The sequence below is a fragment of the Polaromonas sp. genome (assembly GCF_039930745.1).
GTDB lineage: Bacteria > Pseudomonadota > Gammaproteobacteria > Burkholderiales > Burkholderiaceae_C > Polaromonas.
The window spans coordinates 1-17,976 of sequence record NZ_JBDTTH010000089.1; the positions used below are offsets into that span (position 1 = coordinate 1).

Genomic DNA, 17,976 nt, shown 5'->3' on the forward strand with positions numbered 1-17,976 from the left:
TTTTGATGTGCCGCTCTTCATCGGTGATGATGCAAAAGCGGGTCATTTCGCTGGCTGTACCGGCGGTGGTGTTGATCGCCACCAGCGGCAACTGCGGTTTGGCCGAGCGGTCTACCCCCTCATAGTCGGAAATCTGCCCGCCATTGGCCGCGCACAGTGCAATGCCTTTGGCGCAGTCATGCGGAGACCCCCCGCCCAGGGAAATGACGAAATCGCACTTGTGTTCTTTCAACTGGGCCAGGCCGGCCTTGACGTTGGCAACCGTCGGGTTGGGCTGGGTACCGTCGAACACTTCGGACTGGATCTCCTGCGCCGCCAGCAGCGACTGGATACGGGCCGCAACCCCCAGCTTGCTGAGGACAGTGTCCGTGACGATGAGTGCCTTGCGAAAACCGTGGCCGCGAATGGCCAAAACGGCTTCCTGCAAGCAGCCTGCTCCCATGATGTTGACGGAAGGCATGAAAAAAGTGGTGGACATGATGCGTCTCCTGTGGATGGAATCAGTGAAAAACCTTGCCCCTGAACCCGGGGGGCAAGGGAGATGACGATGCCAACGGAGACCCGTGCCCGCCGGACGGTAGCTTCCAGGCTACTGCCTTGTTCCCCTCGATCAGAAAAAGCCGAGCTTGCTTTCGCTGTAGCTGACCAGGAGATTCTTGGTCTGCTGGTAGTGGTCAAGCATGACTTTGTGGGTCTCGCGGCCTATCCCCGATTCCTTGTAGCCGCCGAAGGAGGCGTGCGCCGGGTAGGCGTGGTAGCAGTTGGTCCAGACGCGGCCGGCCTTGATGGCGCGGCCCATGCGGTAAGCCACATTGCCGTCGCGGCTCCAGACGCCGGCGCCCAGGCCATACAGCGTGTCATTGGCAATCGCCAGCGCTTCGGCTTCATCCTTGAAGGTGGTCACGGCCAGCACCGGCCCGAAAATTTCTTCCTGGAAAATCCGCATCTTGTTGTTGCCCTTGAACAGCGTGGGCTGCACGTAGTAGCCGCTTTCAAGATCGCCACCCAGGTGCGCTTGCTTGCCGCCGATGAGCAGTTCTGCCCCTTCCTGCTTGCCCACATCCATATAGCCCATGATTTTGGTCATTTGCTCTTTGGAAGCCTGCGCGCCCATCATGGTGTCGGTATCCAGCGGATTGCCCTGCGTGATGGCTGCTACGCGTTTGAGCACGCGCGCCATGAATTTGTCGTAAATGGATTCGTGAATCAGCGCACGCGAAGGGCAGGTGCACACCTCGCCCTGGTTGAAGGCAAAAAGCACCATGCCTTCGATGGCCTTGTCCAGAAAGCCGTCGTCCTTGTCCATGACATCGGCGAAAAAGATGTTGGGTGACTTGCCGCCAAGCTCCAGCGTGGCGGGAATCAGGTTGCCGGCCGCGGCCTGTGCAATCAGGCGGCCAGTGGCGGTGGATCCCGTGAACGCAATCTTGGCAATGCGTTTGCTGTTGGCCAGCGGCATGCCGGCTTCACGGCCATAACCATTGACGATGTTGAGCACGCCGGGCGGCAACAGGTCGGCGATCAGCTCGGCCATGACCAGAATGCTGATGGGTGTGGATTCCGCCGGCTTGAGCACGACGCAGTTGCCGGCGCCAATCGCGGGGGCCAGTTTCCAGGCGGCCATCAGGATTGGGAAGTTCCAGGGAATGATCTGGCCGACCACGCCCAGGGGCTCGTGAAAGTGGTAGGCCACCGTGTCACCGTCGATGTCGGAAAGGGCGCCTTCCTGTGCGCGCACGCAGCCGGCAAAGTAGCGGAAGTGGTCGACGGTGAGTGGGATGTCGGCGTTCAGTGTTTCACGGATGGGTTTGCCGTTGTCCACTGTCTCCGCATAGGCCAGCAGTTCGAGGTTGGCTTCCAGGCGGTCGGCAATTTTCAGCAGGATGTTCGAGCGTTCGGTGGGCGAGGTTTTACCCCATGCCTCTGCAGCTGCGTGGGCCGCGTCCAGGGCCAGCTCAACATCTTTGGCGCCTGAGCGTGCCGCCTGGGTGTAGGGCTTGCCGGTGATCGGGGTGATGACGTCAAAGTAAGCGCCCTCGACCGGGGCGACGAATTTGCCGCCGATGAAGTTGTCGTAGCGGGCCTTGTAGGCAATTTTGGCGCCGGCGGCGCCAGGGGCTGGGTAAAGCATCTTGTCTCCTGATTTCGTGGTTGTTTGCGATTGATCAAAGTGACCCGGAACGGGCCCGGACTTCATCTCAAGTCCCGTGCCAGTGCCGTGTAAAGCGTCAGAGCGTTGATTCAAAACAGCTTTTGGCAACACGGGCAAAGTGCCTCCTGATCCATGCAACGTTCCACCTTGCGACACCTGTACCAAAACGGTACAGGTGGGCCGGTCCGCGGCCATTGCGCCGGACAGTCATCTCGCTACACTTGATCAGGAACGGATACCACTCCGTCAGGAGACAAGGTGCGAACACCATCACCCGCATTGGCATTGCGCCAGGCGCGCCTGCATTTGCTGGAATACGGCGACTGCCCCTCCGGCAGCATCGACGAACGGCTCGCCCGTTCGTGGCGGCGCAGCCTGGAAGCCGGCCTGTCGCCGACGGACCGATTGGCCGAGACGGAACACGCCAGCGCAGGCCATCTGAGCCATGCCCTGGCTTGCAGCCATGAACTGCTCGCCCATTCCCTGCCAGTGATGGAGTACCTCTTCGAACAGGTGCGGCACAGCCAGAGCATGGTGGTGCTGGCCGACTCGCGGGGCATGTTGATCAACACGTTGGGCGACGCCGACTTTCTCGATAAGGCCGCACGTGCTGCGCTGACGTCTGGTGCCTCATGGCACGAGCAGCACCGCGGCACCAATGCCATTGGCACGGCGCTGGCCGAAGCCAGCGGGGTGGAGGTTCACGGCAGCGAGCACTTTCTGGAGCGCAACGGGTTTCTCACCTGTGCTGCCGCGCCCATCAAATCTGCCAGCGGCGAATTGATGGGGATTCTCGACCTGTCCGGAGACCAGCGCGGCCGGCATCCCTACACCCTGGGCCTGGTCAGCACAGCGGCATGCATGATCGAAAACCGGCTGCTCATTTCTGCCTGCCGGCGGAACATCCGCCTGCACCTTCATGCGCAACTGGAAGGCATAGGCACCGTGGCCGAAGGCATCATCGCCCTTTCGGAGGACGGCTGGATTGTCGGCGCGAACCGCAAGGGGCTGGACCTGCTGCATCTGGGTTGGTCCGACCTCGGCGCCACGCCGCTGGCCCGGGCAATCGACGTGCGCCTCGACGAACTGCTGTCCCGTCACAAACGCCGTCCGGGTCAACCGACGCAGGTGCGCCTGCTCAATGGCAACACGCTTTTTGCGCAGGTGTACGCGGAGCAACCAGCACTGGCTGCTGTTCCGGCGTCTGGTACGGACACGACCGGAACCATGCAGCCGGATGCGCTGGCCCGCCTCGATACGGGCGATCTGCAGTGGAGGGAGGCCGCCCGGAAAGTCCGGCGCGTGGCTGGCAAACCCATCCCCTTGCTGATCCAGGGTGAGTCCGGCGTGGGCAAGGAGTTTTTCGCGCGCGCCGCGCACGACAGCGGCCCCCGTCGTGACGGCCCTTTCGTGGCCATCAATTGTGCCGCTGTGCCGGAAAACCTCATTGAAGCGGAATTGTTCGGCTACGCGCCGGGCGCGTTTACCGGTGCGCGTCGCGAGGGCAGCGTGGGCCGCTTGCGAGAAGCACACGGGGGCACACTTTTTCTGGATGAAGTTGGCGACATGCCACAGGGCATGCAAAGTCGCCTGTTGCGTGTGTTGCAGGAGCGGCAGGTCACGCCGCTTGGTGGTGGCCGGCCGGTCGAAGTCGATTTCACCCTGATCTGCGCCACTCACCGGAATCTGCGCGAAGAAGCCGACGAGGGTCGCTTCCGCAGCGATCTCTACTACCGTATCAACGGCCTGGCTGTGCAATTGCCACCCCTGCGCGAGCGCAGCGATTTTGGCGTGTTGACCGAGCGCCTGCTGGCCAGTTTCAACCCCGAAAGCGACATCCGTCTCGTGCCTGATCTGATGGCGCAATTGAGCCGGCATGCATGGCCCGGCAACCTGCGTCAATACGCCAGCGTGCTGCGCACCGCCAGCGCCATGCTGGACCCGCACGAGGAATATATCGACTGGCAGCATTTGCCGGATGACATGCGGGAAGAGCTTGGCGTCTTGGCGCAGCCGGCGCTGCTCCCGGCCTTCGATGACCCGTCACACAACCTCCAGGAGCTGTCCCGCGTGGCCATCCGGCAGGCGATGGAAAGCAGCTGCGGAAACATCTCGCAAGCGGCCCGGCGCCTCGGGATCAGCCGGCAAACGCTTTACCGCAAGCTCAACGCCTGAGTACGGGCAAAGCGTTTGGCCGTGGGCGGGCGAGCGCCGCCGCTTTACAGCAGCCGCTTTAGATAGCGTCCGGTGTGGCTTTCCGGATTGGCCGCGATGTCCTCGGGTGTGCCCACGCCAACCACGCTGCCGCCACCGGCGCCGCCTTCCGGGCCCATGTCGATCAGCCAGTCAGCAGTTTTGATCACGTCGAGGTTGTGCTCGATCACGACAATCGTATTGCCCGCATCGCGCAGCTGGTGCAGCACCTTGAGCAGCAAGTCGATATCGGCAAAGTGCAGGCCGGTGGTCGGCTCGTCCAGGATGTAGAGCGTGCGGCCGGTGTCACGCTTGGAAAGCTCGAGCGCGAGCTTGACGCGCTGCGCCTCGCCGCCTGACAGCGTGGTTGCGGCCTGGCCGAGCTTGATGTAACTCAGGCCAACGTCGAGCAGCGTGTGCAGCTTGCGCGCTATTACCGGCACCGCCTTGAAAAACTCGGCGGCGTCTTCCACCGTGAGGTCCAGCACCTGGGCAATGTTCTTGCCCTTGTACTGCACCTCCAGCGTTTCGCGGTTGTAGCGCATGCCCTTGCAGACGTCGCAGGGCACATACACGTCCGGCAAAAAGTGCATCTCGACCTTGACCACGCCATCGCCCTGGCAGGCCTCGCAGCGACCGCCCGCCACGTTGAAGGAAAAGCGCCCCGGACCATAGCCGCGCTCGCGCGCCGTGTTCATTTCGGCCATCAGTTCGCGGATCGGCGTGAACAGGCCGGTGTAGGTGGCCGGGTTGCTGCGTGGCGTGCGGCCGATGGGTGACTGGTCGACGTTGATGACCTTGTCGAAATGCTCGATGCCCTCAATCGCTTCATGCGCCGCCGGCTCTTCGTGGGCGCGGTACAGCGTGCGCGCGACCGCGGCGTAAAGTGTGTCGTTCACCAGCGTCGACTTGCCCGAACCCGACACACCTGTCACGCAGGTCAACAGGCCCACCGGAAAATCGACACTGACGTTTTTGAGGTTGTGGCCGCTGGCGTTGACAACCTTGATGGCTTGCATGTCGCCTTGCGTACGCAAGTGTTCGGCCTCGCGCGCGGCGCGCTTGACGCCTGCCGCGCTGGGCGCAAATTTCGATGGTTTCTTCGGGTCGCGATAAGGGGCCTTGACCACCGTTGGCAGCCACGGTGTACGGCGTTTGGGAACCGCAATTTTCAGGACCTGTGCCAGGTACTTGCCAGTCAGCGAATCCGGGTTGGCCAGCACGTCCTCGTAGCTGCCCTGCGCCATCACGCGCCCGCCATGAATGCCTGCGCCCGGACCCATGTCGATGACGTGGTCGGCTGCGCGGATCATGTCTTCGTCGTGCTCGACCACCAGCACGCTGTTGCCGATATCACGCAGGTGTTTGAGCGTGCCGATGAGTCGGTCGTTGTCGCGCTGGTGCAAGCCAATGCTGGGTTCGTCCAGCACATACATCACACCGGTCAGCCCCGAGCCGATCTGGGACGCCAGCCGGATGCGCTGCGACTCGCCGCCGGAGAGCGTCTCCGCGCTGCGGTCCAGGCTAAGGTAGTTCAGGCCCACGTCGTTGAGGAACTTCAGGCGCAGGCCGATTTCGCGCACCACCTTGCCGGCAATCTCGGCTTTCGCGCCTTCCATGGCCAGCGCGTTAAAGTAGTCGAAAGATTCGCGCAGGGTGACGCTGCTGATCTCGTAAATCGCCTTTCGTCCGCCGGGTGTGCCGTCGGCCCGAGGTGCGCTGACCAGGTAAACATGGCGCGCTTCGTTGCGCAGGCGCGTGCCCCCGCAGTCGGGGCAGGGCTGCAGGCTGCGGTAGCGCGCCAGTTCTTCACGCACCGCGGCCGAGTCGGTCTCGCGATAACGACGTTCAAAATTGGTGATCACGCCCTCGAAAGGATGCTTCTTGTTGATTTTCTTGCCGGCAAAGTTACCCGAGTCCATCACATAGCTGAACTTGATTTCTTCCTCGCCCGAACCATGCAGCACGACCTGTTGCACCTCGGCGGGCAGGTTTTCAAAAGCCGTGTCGATGTCGAACTTGTAGTGTTTGGCCAGGCTCTCCAGCATGGAGAAGTAGTAGCCATTGCGCCTGTCCCAGCCTTTGACGGCGCCGCTGGCCAGGCTTAGCGAAGGGAAGGCCACCACACGTTCCGGGTCGAAAAACTCCATGTGGCCCAGGCCGTCGCAGCTCGGACAAGCGCCCACCGGCGAGTTGAAGGAAAACAGCCGCGGCTCCATCTCGCTGAGCGAGTAGCTACAGACCGGGCAGGAAAACTTCGCGCTGAACAAATGTTCCTTGCCCGAGTCCATTTCCATCGCCAGCGCTTTCCCGTCGGCCAGGCGCAGCGCGGCCTCAAAACTTTCCGCCAGGCGCTGCTGCATGTCGGGCCGCACCTTGAGCCGGTCGATCACCACGTCGATGTTGTGCTTCTCGGCCTTTTTCAGCTTCGGCAGCTCGTCGAACTCATAGGCCGTGCCGTCAACGCGAAAACGCACATAGCCGTGAGCCTGCATTTCCGCGAACACGTCGATGAACTCGCCCTTGCGTTCACGCGCGACGGGCGCCAGGATCATCAGCTTGGTGTCTTCCGGCAGGGCCAGCACATGGTCCACCATCTCGCTGACACTTTGCGCCTGCAGCGGCAGGTCGTGGTCGGGGCAGTAGGGCGTGCCGGCGCGCGCAAACAGCAGGCGCAGGTAGTCGTGGATTTCGGTCACCGTTCCCACGGTGGAGCGTGGGTTGTGCGAGGTGGCTTTCTGCTCGATGGAAATCGCCGGCGACAGGCCTTCGATCATGTCCACATCGGGCTTGTCCATCAGCTGCAGGAACTGCCGCGCATAAGTGCTCAGGCTTTCCACGTAACGCCGCTGGCCTTCCGCATACAGAGTGTCGAAAGCCAGGCTGGACTTGCCCGAACCGCTCAGCCCGGTGATCACCACCAGCTGGTTGCGCGGGATGTCGAGGTCGATGTTCTTGAGGTTGTGCGTGCGCGCACCGCGAATGCTGATGCGCTGCATGGCCAGACTCAGCGCCAGGTAGCGGCCCGGATCGGGTTCTGCCACCTGCTTGCCGTCTATAGCCGCTGGAGCGAGGTATTTGCCGTCGTTGGGAGAGTTCACTGTATAGGGCGCCGCAAAACCCTCCATCATAGACGCGTGCGGACTTTTTAGCTTCCCGAGCTCCAATGCGGCGCGTGCTCAGACCCGGAGGGCGGCTGGGACTGGTTGTGTGGGGAGAGCGCGCACGCTGCGACCCCTGGCGCGACGGTAGGGCTACCGCGTGCCAGCCGAGTTTGTACTCGCCTCTGCGCTGCGCTCGCGCTTTAAAAATCAATAGCCCTTCTTCCGCGGCGGCCCGGGCCACATGGGCTTGGTGACCAATCTCCAGATCATTGGCGGGGTTGTCCCGGAAGCGGCGCGTTTCCATGTTCTTTGTCGCTCAAGAAGCCGGGCCTGCGCCCTGTACTTGAGAGCCTTCCGAGGGCGGGGGCCAATTCAAAGACAATAAGCATTCGGCCGTAGGTTATGCGGCGCGTGTTTGAACAACCTCTATTTGCCGTGTCCCCAGCCCGTCCCGCCTTGCCTTCTTCCTCTATGACGCCCGTTGAGCGTCGCGCCAGTGCTTCGCTGGCGGCGATTTTTGCGCTGCGCATGCTGGGCTTGTTCCTGGTGTTGCCGGTGTTTGCGCTGGAGGCGGCCCGTTACCCCGGCGGTGACGACCCGGCCCGCGTTGGCCTGGCCATGGGCATTTATGGGCTGACGCAGGGCATTCTGCAGATTCCCTTCGGCATGGCGTCGGACTGGCTGGGCCGCAAGAAAGTGATCGTGGCCGGTTTGCTTGTGTTTGCGCTGGGCAGCTTTGTTGCCGCCTGGGCGCCGGATTTGACCTGGCTCATCGCCGGCCGCGCGCTGCAGGGCGCTGGCGCCATTTCAGCAGCCGTGACCGCGTTGCTGGCCGACTCCACGCGCGACGAAGTGCGTACCAAGGCCATGGCGCTGGTGGGCACCGGGATTGGCCTGATGTTTGCCCTGTCGCTGGTGCTGGCCCCGCTGCTGGCCGCGAGAGTTGGGCTGGATGGCCTTTTTATGGTCATTGGCGCGCTGGCGCTGGCCGGCATTGCGGTTGTGATCTGGTGGGTGCCGTCCGAGCCCGTGCAACATGTGGAACGGGCGCGCGGCAGTCTGGCTGAGGTGCTAAAGCATCCCGCCCTGTTGCGGCTGGACCTTGGCGTGTTTGTGTTGCATGCGGTGCAACTGGCGATGTGGATCGCCGTGCCCGCGCTGCTGGTCCAGGCCGGCCTGGACAAGGCCCAACACTGGCAGGTCTACCTGCCGGCAGTGCTGGCGTCTTTCCTGGTGATGGGCTTGACGCTGTTTCCGCTCGAAAAGCGCGGTTATCTGCGCGGCGTTTTCCTGGCTGCGGTGGCATTGATTGCGCTGGTCCAGTTCGGACTGATGGCGGCGACCCTGCAGGGCGGCTCATCGGTGACCGGGCTGGGCGCACTGCTGTTCCTGTTTTTTTGCGGTTTCAACATTCTCGAAGCCTCCCAACCCAGCCTGGCCTCGCGCGTGGCACCCGCCCATTCGCGCGGTGCAGCGCTAGGCGTTTACAACACGCTGCAGTCGCTTGGTTTTTTTGCCGGCGGTGCGCTGGGCGGGTGGCTGGCCAAGGCCGCTGGTGCGCAAGCCGTGTTTGCGGCCTGCGGCGGTCTGATGCTGCTGTGGCTGCTGATCGCGTGGCCGATGCATGCGCCCGGCAAGCGCATGGCGATCGCGCCGGTCTGACTTGCGGCGCGCGTCACGGCCCGGCCTGCTTGTCTGGCGCGGCAGCCGACGCCGGGGTCGGTGCGAGCTGATTCAGCATATGGTCAGACAGCGCGGCGTAGAGCGGTCGGCTGATCATGCGCGAGACCAGGCTGGCGAGCATTGCCGCCATCATCAGGCTGAGCACCATGGCGCGGCCGTCCACCATCTCCATCACGATGATGAATGCCGTCAGCGGCGCCTGGGTGACAGCAGCCAGAAAAGCGGCCATCCCCATGGCGATCAGGGCGGCGCTGATGTCGGGGCTGGTCAATGCAGCGATGTTGTGCCCCACACCTGCACCGATGGAAAGGGCGGGTGCAAAGATGCCGCCCGGTACGCCGCACCAGGCAGCCAGCCAGGTGGCTACAAACTTGAGCAGCACAAACAGGGACGGCACCGAGGTTTCGCCCGCCAGCATTTGCGTGACGGCATGCGAACCCGCGCCCAGGGTAGAGCCGCCGCTGACAAGCCCGATCACGGCGATTGCCAGGCCGCCAGCTGCGGCGAAACGCACCGGATAACGGCTGCGCCACAGATTGAAGCGTTCCGGGGAGCCGGTCAGCGAAGCTGCGAGCAGCCGGGCAAACAGGCCGCCGAGCACGCCGCAGCTCAGTGCTACCGCCAGGCCCGGCCACAGTGCCGCCCAGCCCAGCACCGGGACGCGGATCACGCCGAAATAGGTCACGTTGCCGAAGGCGGACACCCCCATCAGGCCGGCCAGGACGATGGCCGTGATGATCAGGCCGCTGTTGCGCGACTCCAGCTTGCGCGACAACTCCTCGATAGCAAACACCACCCCGGCGAGCGGCGCGTTGAATGCCGCGGCGATGCCGGCCGCGCCTCCGGCCACCAGCAGGGCATGGTTGCTCATGCTGGAGTCCGGTCTCAGCCATCGCCGCGCATGCTGCATCACACCGGCAGCCACCTGGACGGAGGGGCCTTCGCGACCTATCGACAGTCCGGCCATCAAGCCGGCCGAAGACAGGCCGATTTTCGCCAGTGAAAGGCGCAAGGAGACGAAACGGCGCCGTTCGTGCTCCGGCAGCGCCGGGTCCAGCGCCGCCATCACCTGCGGAATGCCTGAACCGCTGGCCCCGGGAAAATGGCGGCGCGTGAGCCAGACGATGGCGGCTGTCAGGGCCGGCGTCCACACCAGCAGGATCCAGCGGTTGTAGGTGTGGAGGTGTTCAAACAGGCTGAAAGCCCATTCACTGAGCAAGGTGAAGGCCACGACGAAGAGGCCCGCGGCCACGGCATAGACCAGCACGACGCCGCGGTCAAACCACAGCCGCCCGTTGGAAAATTCGGCTTGCAGGTTCTCGAGAAAGTTGGGTTCGCGGTGGTCCATGGCGACAGTTTATTGTGACATTGAAGATGCGCCGCCCTTGCCGCACAAGGCGTGGGGGGCCGCGCAGAATGCGGCACAATTGTGCTTGCGGCGCCTTGGGGTGCCTTTTCGAACTCTCCCGATTCCGATTCCATCACATCAAGAGGCGGCACCCATGGCATCAGTCAATAAAGTCATCCTTGTCGGCAACCTGGGCCGCGACCCTGAAGTGCGTTACATGCCCAGCGGTGACGCGGTGGCCAACATCGCGCTGGCTACCAGCAGCAAATACAAGAACAAGGCCGGTGAAATGGTCGAAGAGACCGAATGGCACCGCATCAGCTTTTTCGGTCGCCAGGCGGAAATCGTCGGTGAATACCTCAAGAAGGGCCGCTCGGTTTACATCGAAGGGCGCCTGAAAACCCGCAAGTACACCGACAAGGACGGCGTCGAGAAATACGCGACCGACATCATTGCCAGTGAAATGCAGATGCTGGGCAGCCGCGAAGGCATGGGCGGCCCGGGCGGCAACGATGGTGGTGATGAGGGCGGCGAGCGCTCGTATTCGCGTCCGCCGGCCGCCGCCCCGCGCGCCGCTCCGGCTCCTGCGCCGCGCGCTCCTGCGCCCACCAAGGCCGCCAGCGGCTTTGATGACATGGACGACGACATCCCGTTCTGAAACGGAAAAGCGGCCCGCTTGCCGTCACGGGCTCGGCGGCCGCCCGAACGGATATCCATACGGTGGCTACTCTCCCCTAGGGCGACTGCGTAGTGCTGCGGCGTTCATTACAGAACGCGGCGCCAGCGAGAGCAGCGCGCCAACCAGGGCCACCACCAGCCCCGCCGCCAGGCGGGCCAGGGCAGAGCCGGTCAGCACCAGGGCCAGCCGCAAGTCCCGCAGGGGTTGATGCACGCTGGCGCGCCACTGCGGAGCAGTGGCGAGAACCCGGTGGGGACGCGTGCTGAGGATCACGCCTTCGCATGCCGGCAAGGGGTCCCAGCTGAAGTAGGCCGCGTTGTGCTGCCCTGCGCTCCAGGACTCCATCACCAGTGCCTGGCCAGGCTGCAGCTTGAGGATGTCTCCGGCGTCCAGAAAATGGTCACCACCGCGCACGGTGTCATCGGGACGGACATGGTCAAAGGTGATCCAGACGCGTCCGTGCGCAATGCGCAGCACGCCCGCCCGGTTGGGCCTCAGCGTCAGCGCCTGCCTCTCGCCCAGTTTCCAGCAACCGGACAGGGCGCGGGCGTCGCTGCCAGCGTCCAGCACATGAAGCGCAAGGTCGTTCATGCCCGCCTCCCGGCAGGCAAGGGCATCGCCGGCTTGAAAGGATGAACGGCTTCGCGTTCAGCGCTGTCTCTTTCTGGACGGCGAAGGCCGGACTCGACCAGCACATGCAAGGCGGGATTGTCGATCTGCTGTGCCAGCAATCGGGCCGCTGCCCCGCTTGCGTTGTCCCCGAGTGTTTGCCGGTGAAGGTAGGCGCGTACCGTGAGTTCGCGCATGCCGCTGCGTGCGGCCAGGTTTTGCAGCTCATTGATCCAGGCCGACGCCTGGGACCTGGCCTGCGTGACCGCCAGGTCGCACAAAGCGTCGAGCGCGTGGCCCTTGCCCCAAAGATAGGCATCCGGCAGCACCAGACAGCGTTCCACGGCGTCGACGAGGATTTCCAGTGCGCGCTGCGGCTCGCCGCGGGCGATGGCGACGCGCCCTAGGCCCCTGCCGGCGATGCCCTGCCAGCAAGGGTCACCGATCTGGCATCCAAGCGCAAACGCATGTTCAAAGCGTTCTGAAGCGGCGACCAGATCGCCACAGGCCAGGTCCACCTCGGCCCGCAGCGACTGGGGCCAGGGTACAAAAGCGGTCCAGCCTTGCTGGGCCAGCATGACGGAACGGTCCAGGACTTCGCGCGCGGCTTCAAAGTCGCCCTGCAGGAGGAATGCGCGTCCCAGCATGGACAGTGCGTAACTGATCTGCTTGCTGTCTCCGGCAAAGCCGGCGAGCCGCTCGGCTTCGCGTAGCGTCGAGATGGCCGCCGCATAGTGCGCGGTGTCGCTGAGCGCCGCGCCCTGGACCGTTGCGATCCTGGCCTGCTCGGCACTGTCCTCATGGGCAAGCGGTGTGGCCTTTTGCAGCCAGCCGAATGCGCGTTCGTAACGGCCGCCCAGAAACTCCACGTAAGCGAGTTCACGCAAGGCGGCCGCATCCTGGCCTATTGCAAGGGCTTCGTGCAAGGCCATGGCACCTTCCTCGTCACGGCCCCTCGCGGCATGAACCAGGGCGCCACCCAGGGCGACCCGTGTACGCACGCGCAGGGTTTCCTCTCCGACGGCGTCGGCTTCAACGATGGCGCGTCGCAAACATTGCAGACCGGCATCCAGAACGCCGGCGCCAATCGCCGCTTCCCCGGCTTCCAGTTGCGCAATAACGGCGGCGCGACCGGTCGCCGGCCGCGCAGTCGGCGAATCGGTGACCGTGCGCATGGCGGCATCAATCGCCGCGCCCGGCAGCACGCCCAGCTCCCGCAGGAAAAGTTCGCGGCATGCCGCTGCTTGCCTGGCAGCGCCAACACCATCGCCCGAGGCGGCCAGGCTGCGTACCAGCAAGGCCTGGTAGTTCTCGTCCAGAGGGTTTCGGCGCACGAGACGGCTGGCGAGTTTTGTTGCTTCGACCAGCGCTCCGGTGGCCATGCGGGCCAGCGAGGCTTCGCGAAGCACGGCTTCTGCCGTGGCCTGAAGGTGGCGCCGTTCCGTGGCAAGCCAGATTTCGAATGCGGGGCTGACCGGGAAGCTCATTCCCTCCAGCAGCTCATGATCGAGCCCAGCGACACCCAGCGCTTGCGCCCAGGCGCCCACAGCCACGACCTTGACGTCGATGTAAGTCGCCGGCTCGAGTGCCAGCATCAGCTGATCACCGCGCAGCTCCGCGTTGCCCACCAGTCGCCGCAGTTCGCTCAGATTCCAGCGCAGTGCAGCCAACGGATCCTCTGCGTCCTCGAACATCAGGCCGGCCAGATGCTTGCGGCTCACAGGAGAATCGCGGCAAACGAGGTAGGCGAGCAGGCCCCATACCTTGTGGCCACGTGGGGTCGGCAATGGCTGTCCGTCCCGCTCCACCCGCGGCGTGCCGAGAAGATAGATGGCCAGCCCCGAAGTCTGCTTGTTCGTCAGGGCTTGTACGTTCATGGCATCGTCTCAGGCTTCAGCCGTCGTGGGATCGATGATTCCCGTGATCCGGCTGACTGCGTTGGCGGGAAAGCCTCCCTTGCGCGCATGTTCACGGACCAGGTCCTCACTGGCGGCGTTGTAGATGCAGTACATCTTGTCGCCCGTGAGGTAACTCTGGACCCATTGAACATCGGTGCCAAGGCTTTGCAGCACATCGCACGATTTCCGGGAGACCGACTGGAGTTCGGCGGCTTTCAACGCGCCCAGTCCGGGGATCTCGCGTTCGATGACAAATTTCGGCATGACAGGCTCCTTTAAGTAAGTGGAGACCCGAGCTTAGGCAGTGTACGTGTGAGCGGGCGTGTGAGCAAAGACGTCTGCACGACGGGCGCATTTGCGGCCAGGCGGCCGGACCCAGAGCCAGCGCCCCGAGCTCTGCCAACCGGAAGGCCGCCGGATTTTAACAACGCGTTTGTCAACCGCAGCCTTGGCATGCTGTAGGCGCCGGCCCCGTTTTCAGGCACGCGCGGTTTCCGCGGAGCTTTGTTGGCTAGGATGACAACCTGCCAACCGAGGACGCCGCGATGAACCCCCACCTTGAACCAAAAAATACAGGCGCGCGCCGGACTGACCTGTGCCATTTTCTGGGTACCGTCGTGCTGGGCGCCGCAGGGCTTGCTTCGACGACGGCGCACGCCAACACCGACCCGCTGAGCGACCTGCTGAGTGCACCCGGCAGCGCGGGCCTGGGTTTCGCCATTCGCGCCGAGCAGTCGCCTTACGTTGGCGGCGGCACGCGGTATGACCTGCTGCCGCTTTACCTCTATGAAGGCAAACGTGTGTTCCTGCACGGCAGCCGTGCCGGGCTGAAGCTGCTGGACGAAGAGACGCAGCGCGTCGATCTTTTTCTGGACCAACGCTTCGAAGGGTATGCCGACGACCGCCTTCCTCCCAGCCTGGCCGGCATGGCCGAGCGCGGCTCCGGCCTGGACGCCGGGGTGTCTTATCGCTACCGCCAGCCCTGGGGCACGCTGCAGGCCGAGTACCTGCAGGATGCCAGCAGGTTTTCAAGGGGCAGCGAACTGCGCTTGTCTTACAGCTACGACTGGCGCTCCGGGCGGCTGGCGCTGCGACCCAGCCTGACAGTGTCGGCGCGTAACGCCAGGCTGAACAACTATTACTACGGCGTGCGGCCCGGCGAGGCGACGGCCACCCGGCCTGCCTACGAGCCCGGCAGCGGCATCAACACCACCCTGGGCCTGTACGGAACCTATGAACTGAGCGAGGGCTGGCGCTTGCTGGGCGGCATCACCCGGACCGTGCAGGACGGCGGGGTCAAGGCCAGCCCGATTGTTGGAAAGTCGGCGCAGACCGGGGTGTTCCTCGGCGCCGCTTACGACTTCGGAACCTACAAGGGGCAGTGGGCGCAGGAAACCTCGCCGACTTACCTGAAGGTCCTCTACGGCAAATCGACGGAAGACGGCTGCCACCTGGCCAAGATCATCACACTGACCTGCGCTTCGACGGCCCAGGTGAATTCGACGCGCATCGCCGGCGTGCAGATTGGCAAGCCTTTCATCGAGCAGCTCAACGGCTGGCCGCTGGACGTGGTGGGTTATCTCGGCGTGCTGCAGCACGACGACCGCGGGCTGGCGCCCAACGGGCTGCAGCTGGATGCTTTCATGAAGGCTTATTACTACGGCTTTCCCTGGAGCGACAAGGTCAAAACCCGGCTCGGCCTGGGCGTTGGCGTCTCGCTCGCGCAACGTGTACCTTACGCCGAGTCCAGCAGCCAGGCGGCGCGCGGACGCCAGACCTCGCGGCTGCTGAACTATCTGGACCCGAGCATCGACTTCAGCGTGGGCGATCTGCTGGGTTCGCGCGCACTGAAGGACACTTACCTTGGTTTTGGCGTTTCCCACCGCTCCGGGATATTCGGCGCCTCGCGCCTGCTGGGCAATGTCAACGGCGGCTCCAACTACATCTATACCTACATCGAGACGGTGTTGTAGCAAGGGCTGGTTTCACCGTTTGTTTTGCTATTGAAATACTAGCTGGTGGCGCCCGTCCCTAAAGGGCCGGAGGCCAAAAAGGCACTCAATTTTCGCGTGTGGGCCGGATCCAGGCCTTGGCCCGCCCCATAAACGGGGGATTGCGCCAGGCCGGGCTAGCGTTAAAAGTGGCACCTGGCCCCCGGGGCCGCTTTGCCGCGCCTGCATTCCATGCAGCTGCACTTATCATCGGGCTGCCTGCAGCCACTGCCAAAGACCTGATCCATGCCCTTCTGGCGCGTACTGATTGTTGAAGACGACGTTCCCACGCGGGACTTTTTTGCGGACAGCGTGTCGCGCTGCGCGGAGCTGCGCCTGGTCGCCGGTGTCGGCACTTTCGAGGAGGCCCGGGCGCTGATTGAAGACACGGCTCAGGCCATCGACATCCTGTTGACCGACCTGGCCCTGCCCGACGGCAACGGGCTGGACCTGATCCGGCTGGCCGGGCGGGTGCAGCCCCGGTGCGAGGCGCTGGTGATTTCGATGTTTGGCGATGAAGACAGCGTGCTGTCGAGCGTGGAGGCCGGCGCGCTCGGTTATATCCAGAAAGACTTCACGCCCGATAACATCGCGCACACCATCCTCGAGATGAAGGCCGGCGCCTCGCCGATTTCGCCCATGATTGCGCGCCGGGTGCTGGCCAAATACCGAGCCCTGCACGCCGGTGAGCGGGAGGTCGCAGCTCCCAAACCCCAGGCCGTGGCCAGCGTCGCGGAAGACATGCCAGGCGGCCGGACGCTGCTGTCGGTGCGTGAGCAGGAAGTGCTGGAGCTGATTGCGCGTGGATTTTCCTATGCGGAAATTTCAAAACTCAAGGGTGTGAGCGTGCACACCATCCAGTCGCATATCAAGAACCTGTATACCAAGCTGGCCGTCCACTCCAAGAGCGAGGCGGTGTATGAAGCGACCCGGCTGGGTTTGCTGCAACCACCGTCATCGTCGGTGACCGCGCCTTGAATCGCCATCGCCCGCGCCTGCTTTATCGCAGTTTGTTGTGCGGGGTGGTCTTTTACGTGCTGGGGCTGGCCGCGGCGCACGCGCAGGCACAGGTACTGGAGTTGCGCGAGGCCCGGGCCGTGGTCACGGTGCAGGGCACCCTTCCCGTACGGGAAAACGTGGCCTTGCCCTACCACTGGGACCGCCATCACAAGGGGCAGCCTGGCGATGCTGTTTTTGAAATGCCATTTTCCCTGGCAGTGGTGGAGACGGAGCCGTACGGCGTGTATTTCCAGCGCATTGGCAACACGGCGGAAATCTGGCTGAACGATGCCTTGCTGGCACGTTTTGGCGATCCGGGACGGCCCAATACCGGAGACTACGCCAAGGCCCCGCAATACATCGCGTTGCCGACCCGGTTGCTTGGGACGCAGAACGTCCTGCGCATCCGCATCCACGCCGACGGTGGCCGGCGGGGGGGGCTATCGACCCTGGTGATCGGCCCGGAGAGCCAGGCGCGTGCACTGTATGTGACGGCATTTAACTGGCGGGTCGCTGCCTCCATGGGCGTGCTGATTTTCAGCCTGCTGGTCGGCGGGATTGCGATGGCGCTCTGGGTGTCGCAGCCTGATCCGGTGCGGGGCAACCGGCGCGAACCGGTTTATCTGTTCGCCGGGCTGGCCGAAATCTTCTGGGCCCTGCGGGTTGGGGATGTGGCCATTGAGCAGCCCCTGCTGGCCTGGCCAGCGTGGGGCGTGGTGGTAACGGCATCCTTCGCCGGGTGGTTTTGCTGCATTGCCCTTTTTTGCCATCACGTGGCTGGCTGGCACAAACATGCCAGCATGCCTTGGGTGCGCGGCGGTTTGAGCGCGCTTTTTGCAAGCTCCATCGTGGCTTCTTCCCTGTCGTTTGCACTGCGCGAGCCGGTGTACCTGACGGCTTGGCTGGGAATGGTCAATGTGCTGTTCATCGTCTATACGGCGGTTTATCTCTGGGGTGCCATCCGCCAGCGCAACGCAGAGTGGTTGATGGTCGCCATTGCGGGCTCATTGAACGTGCTGATGGGCGTGCGCGACTGGGTCGCCATACGCATCAGCGGCAGTTATGTGGACAACACCTGGATCCGCTACAGCTCGGTCCTGTTCGGGCTGGTCCTGGGCTACATCGTGATCCGGCGCTTTAGAGCGGTGAGCGTCCAGGCCACCGACCTGATGGACAACCTGTCCAGCCGTATCGCACAGAAAGAGCAGGAGCTCGGCCAGACCTATCTTCAGGTCGAGCAGCTGGCGCGCGAGCAGGAGCGGGTCAGCGAGCGCACCCGCATCCTGCGCGACATGCATGACGGCGTGGGCGCCCACCTGA

The 17,976-nt window shown here is 63.8% G+C and carries 13 protein-coding genes; 6 read left to right on the forward strand and 7 right to left on the reverse strand.

Going from position 1 to position 17,976, the window contains the following annotated elements:
- Together ABI660_RS19450 and adh are read right to left on the reverse strand one after the other, a co-directional pair.
- Positions 1-481, reverse strand: a 481-nt coding sequence (locus tag ABI660_RS19450; RefSeq protein WP_348071212.1) for an iron-containing alcohol dehydrogenase, incomplete at its 3' end; no start/stop codon positions are given.
- Positions 482-610: 129 nt separating this feature from the next.
- Complete coding sequence (adh, locus tag ABI660_RS19455; protein WP_348071192.1) at positions 611-2,131, reverse strand: aldehyde dehydrogenase; 1,521 nt, start codon at positions 2,129-2,131, stop codon at positions 611-613.
- Between the two features lie 279 nt (positions 2,132-2,410).
- On the opposite strand from adh, the gene ABI660_RS19460 reads away from it, so the two are divergent.
- Positions 2,411-4,327 (forward strand): sigma-54-dependent Fis family transcriptional regulator, encoded by a 1,917-nt coding sequence (locus tag ABI660_RS19460; RefSeq protein ID WP_348071194.1) that lies wholly within the window; start codon positions 2,411-2,413, stop codon positions 4,325-4,327.
- 44 nt (positions 4,328-4,371) lie between these two features.
- Here ABI660_RS19460 and uvrA read toward each other — a convergent pair whose 3' ends face one another.
- Entirely contained in the window at positions 4,372-7,344 is a 2,973-nt protein-coding gene (gene uvrA / locus ABI660_RS19465) for an excinuclease ABC subunit UvrA (protein ID WP_348071214.1), read from the reverse strand.
- Between the two features lie 576 nt (positions 7,345-7,920).
- Between uvrA and ABI660_RS19470 the strand changes: the two genes are divergently transcribed.
- Positions 7,921-9,111, forward strand: a complete 1,191-nt coding sequence (locus tag ABI660_RS19470; RefSeq protein ID WP_348071216.1) for an MFS transporter — start codon at positions 7,921-7,923, stop codon at positions 9,109-9,111.
- A gap of 13 nt (positions 9,112-9,124) precedes the next feature.
- Here ABI660_RS19470 and ABI660_RS19475 read toward each other — a convergent pair whose 3' ends face one another.
- Positions 9,125-10,480 (reverse strand): chloride channel protein, encoded by a 1,356-nt coding sequence (locus tag ABI660_RS19475; RefSeq protein WP_348071196.1) that lies wholly within the window; start codon positions 10,478-10,480, stop codon positions 9,125-9,127.
- Positions 10,481-10,634: 154 nt separating this feature from the next.
- Here ABI660_RS19475 and ssb point away from each other — a divergent pair, with 154 nt between their 5' ends.
- Positions 10,635-11,138: a single-stranded DNA-binding protein gene (gene ssb / locus ABI660_RS19480; protein WP_348071198.1), complete on the forward strand. Its 504-nt coding sequence runs from the start codon at positions 10,635-10,637 to the stop codon at positions 11,136-11,138.
- Between the two features lie 66 nt (positions 11,139-11,204).
- On the opposite strand, the gene ABI660_RS19485 is transcribed toward ssb, so the two are convergent.
- Genes ABI660_RS19485 through ABI660_RS19495 form a run of 3 tightly spaced genes read right to left on the reverse strand, consistent with a single transcriptional unit; the run spans position 11,205 to position 13,930 of the window.
- Positions 11,205-11,750, reverse strand: a complete 546-nt coding sequence (locus tag ABI660_RS19485) for a DUF2917 domain-containing protein (RefSeq protein ID WP_348071200.1) — start codon at positions 11,748-11,750, stop codon at positions 11,205-11,207.
- Positions 11,747-13,645, reverse strand: coding sequence for a BTAD domain-containing putative transcriptional regulator (locus ABI660_RS19490; protein WP_348071202.1), 1,899 nt, complete (start codon positions 13,643-13,645; stop codon positions 11,747-11,749). The genes ABI660_RS19485 and ABI660_RS19490 overlap by 4 nt, the downstream gene beginning before the upstream one ends.
- A 9-nt stretch (positions 13,646-13,654) precedes the next feature.
- Entirely contained in the window at positions 13,655-13,930 is a 276-nt protein-coding gene (locus ABI660_RS19495) for a DUF4242 domain-containing protein (protein WP_348071204.1), read from the reverse strand.
- A gap of 281 nt (positions 13,931-14,211) precedes the next feature.
- Here ABI660_RS19495 and ABI660_RS19500 point away from each other — a divergent pair, with 281 nt between their 5' ends.
- From ABI660_RS19500 to ABI660_RS19510, 3 genes are all read left to right on the forward strand, one after another.
- Positions 14,212-15,639, forward strand: coding sequence for a MipA/OmpV family protein (locus tag ABI660_RS19500; protein ID WP_348071206.1), 1,428 nt, complete (start codon positions 14,212-14,214; stop codon positions 15,637-15,639).
- 264 nt (positions 15,640-15,903) lie between these two features.
- Complete coding sequence (locus ABI660_RS19505; protein ID WP_348071208.1) at positions 15,904-16,635, forward strand: response regulator transcription factor; 732 nt, start codon at positions 15,904-15,906, stop codon at positions 16,633-16,635.
- Positions 16,632-17,976: histidine kinase (locus ABI660_RS19510; protein WP_348071210.1), on the forward strand; the 1,345-nt coding region annotated here is incomplete at its 3' end. The genes ABI660_RS19505 and ABI660_RS19510, both read left to right, overlap by 4 nt.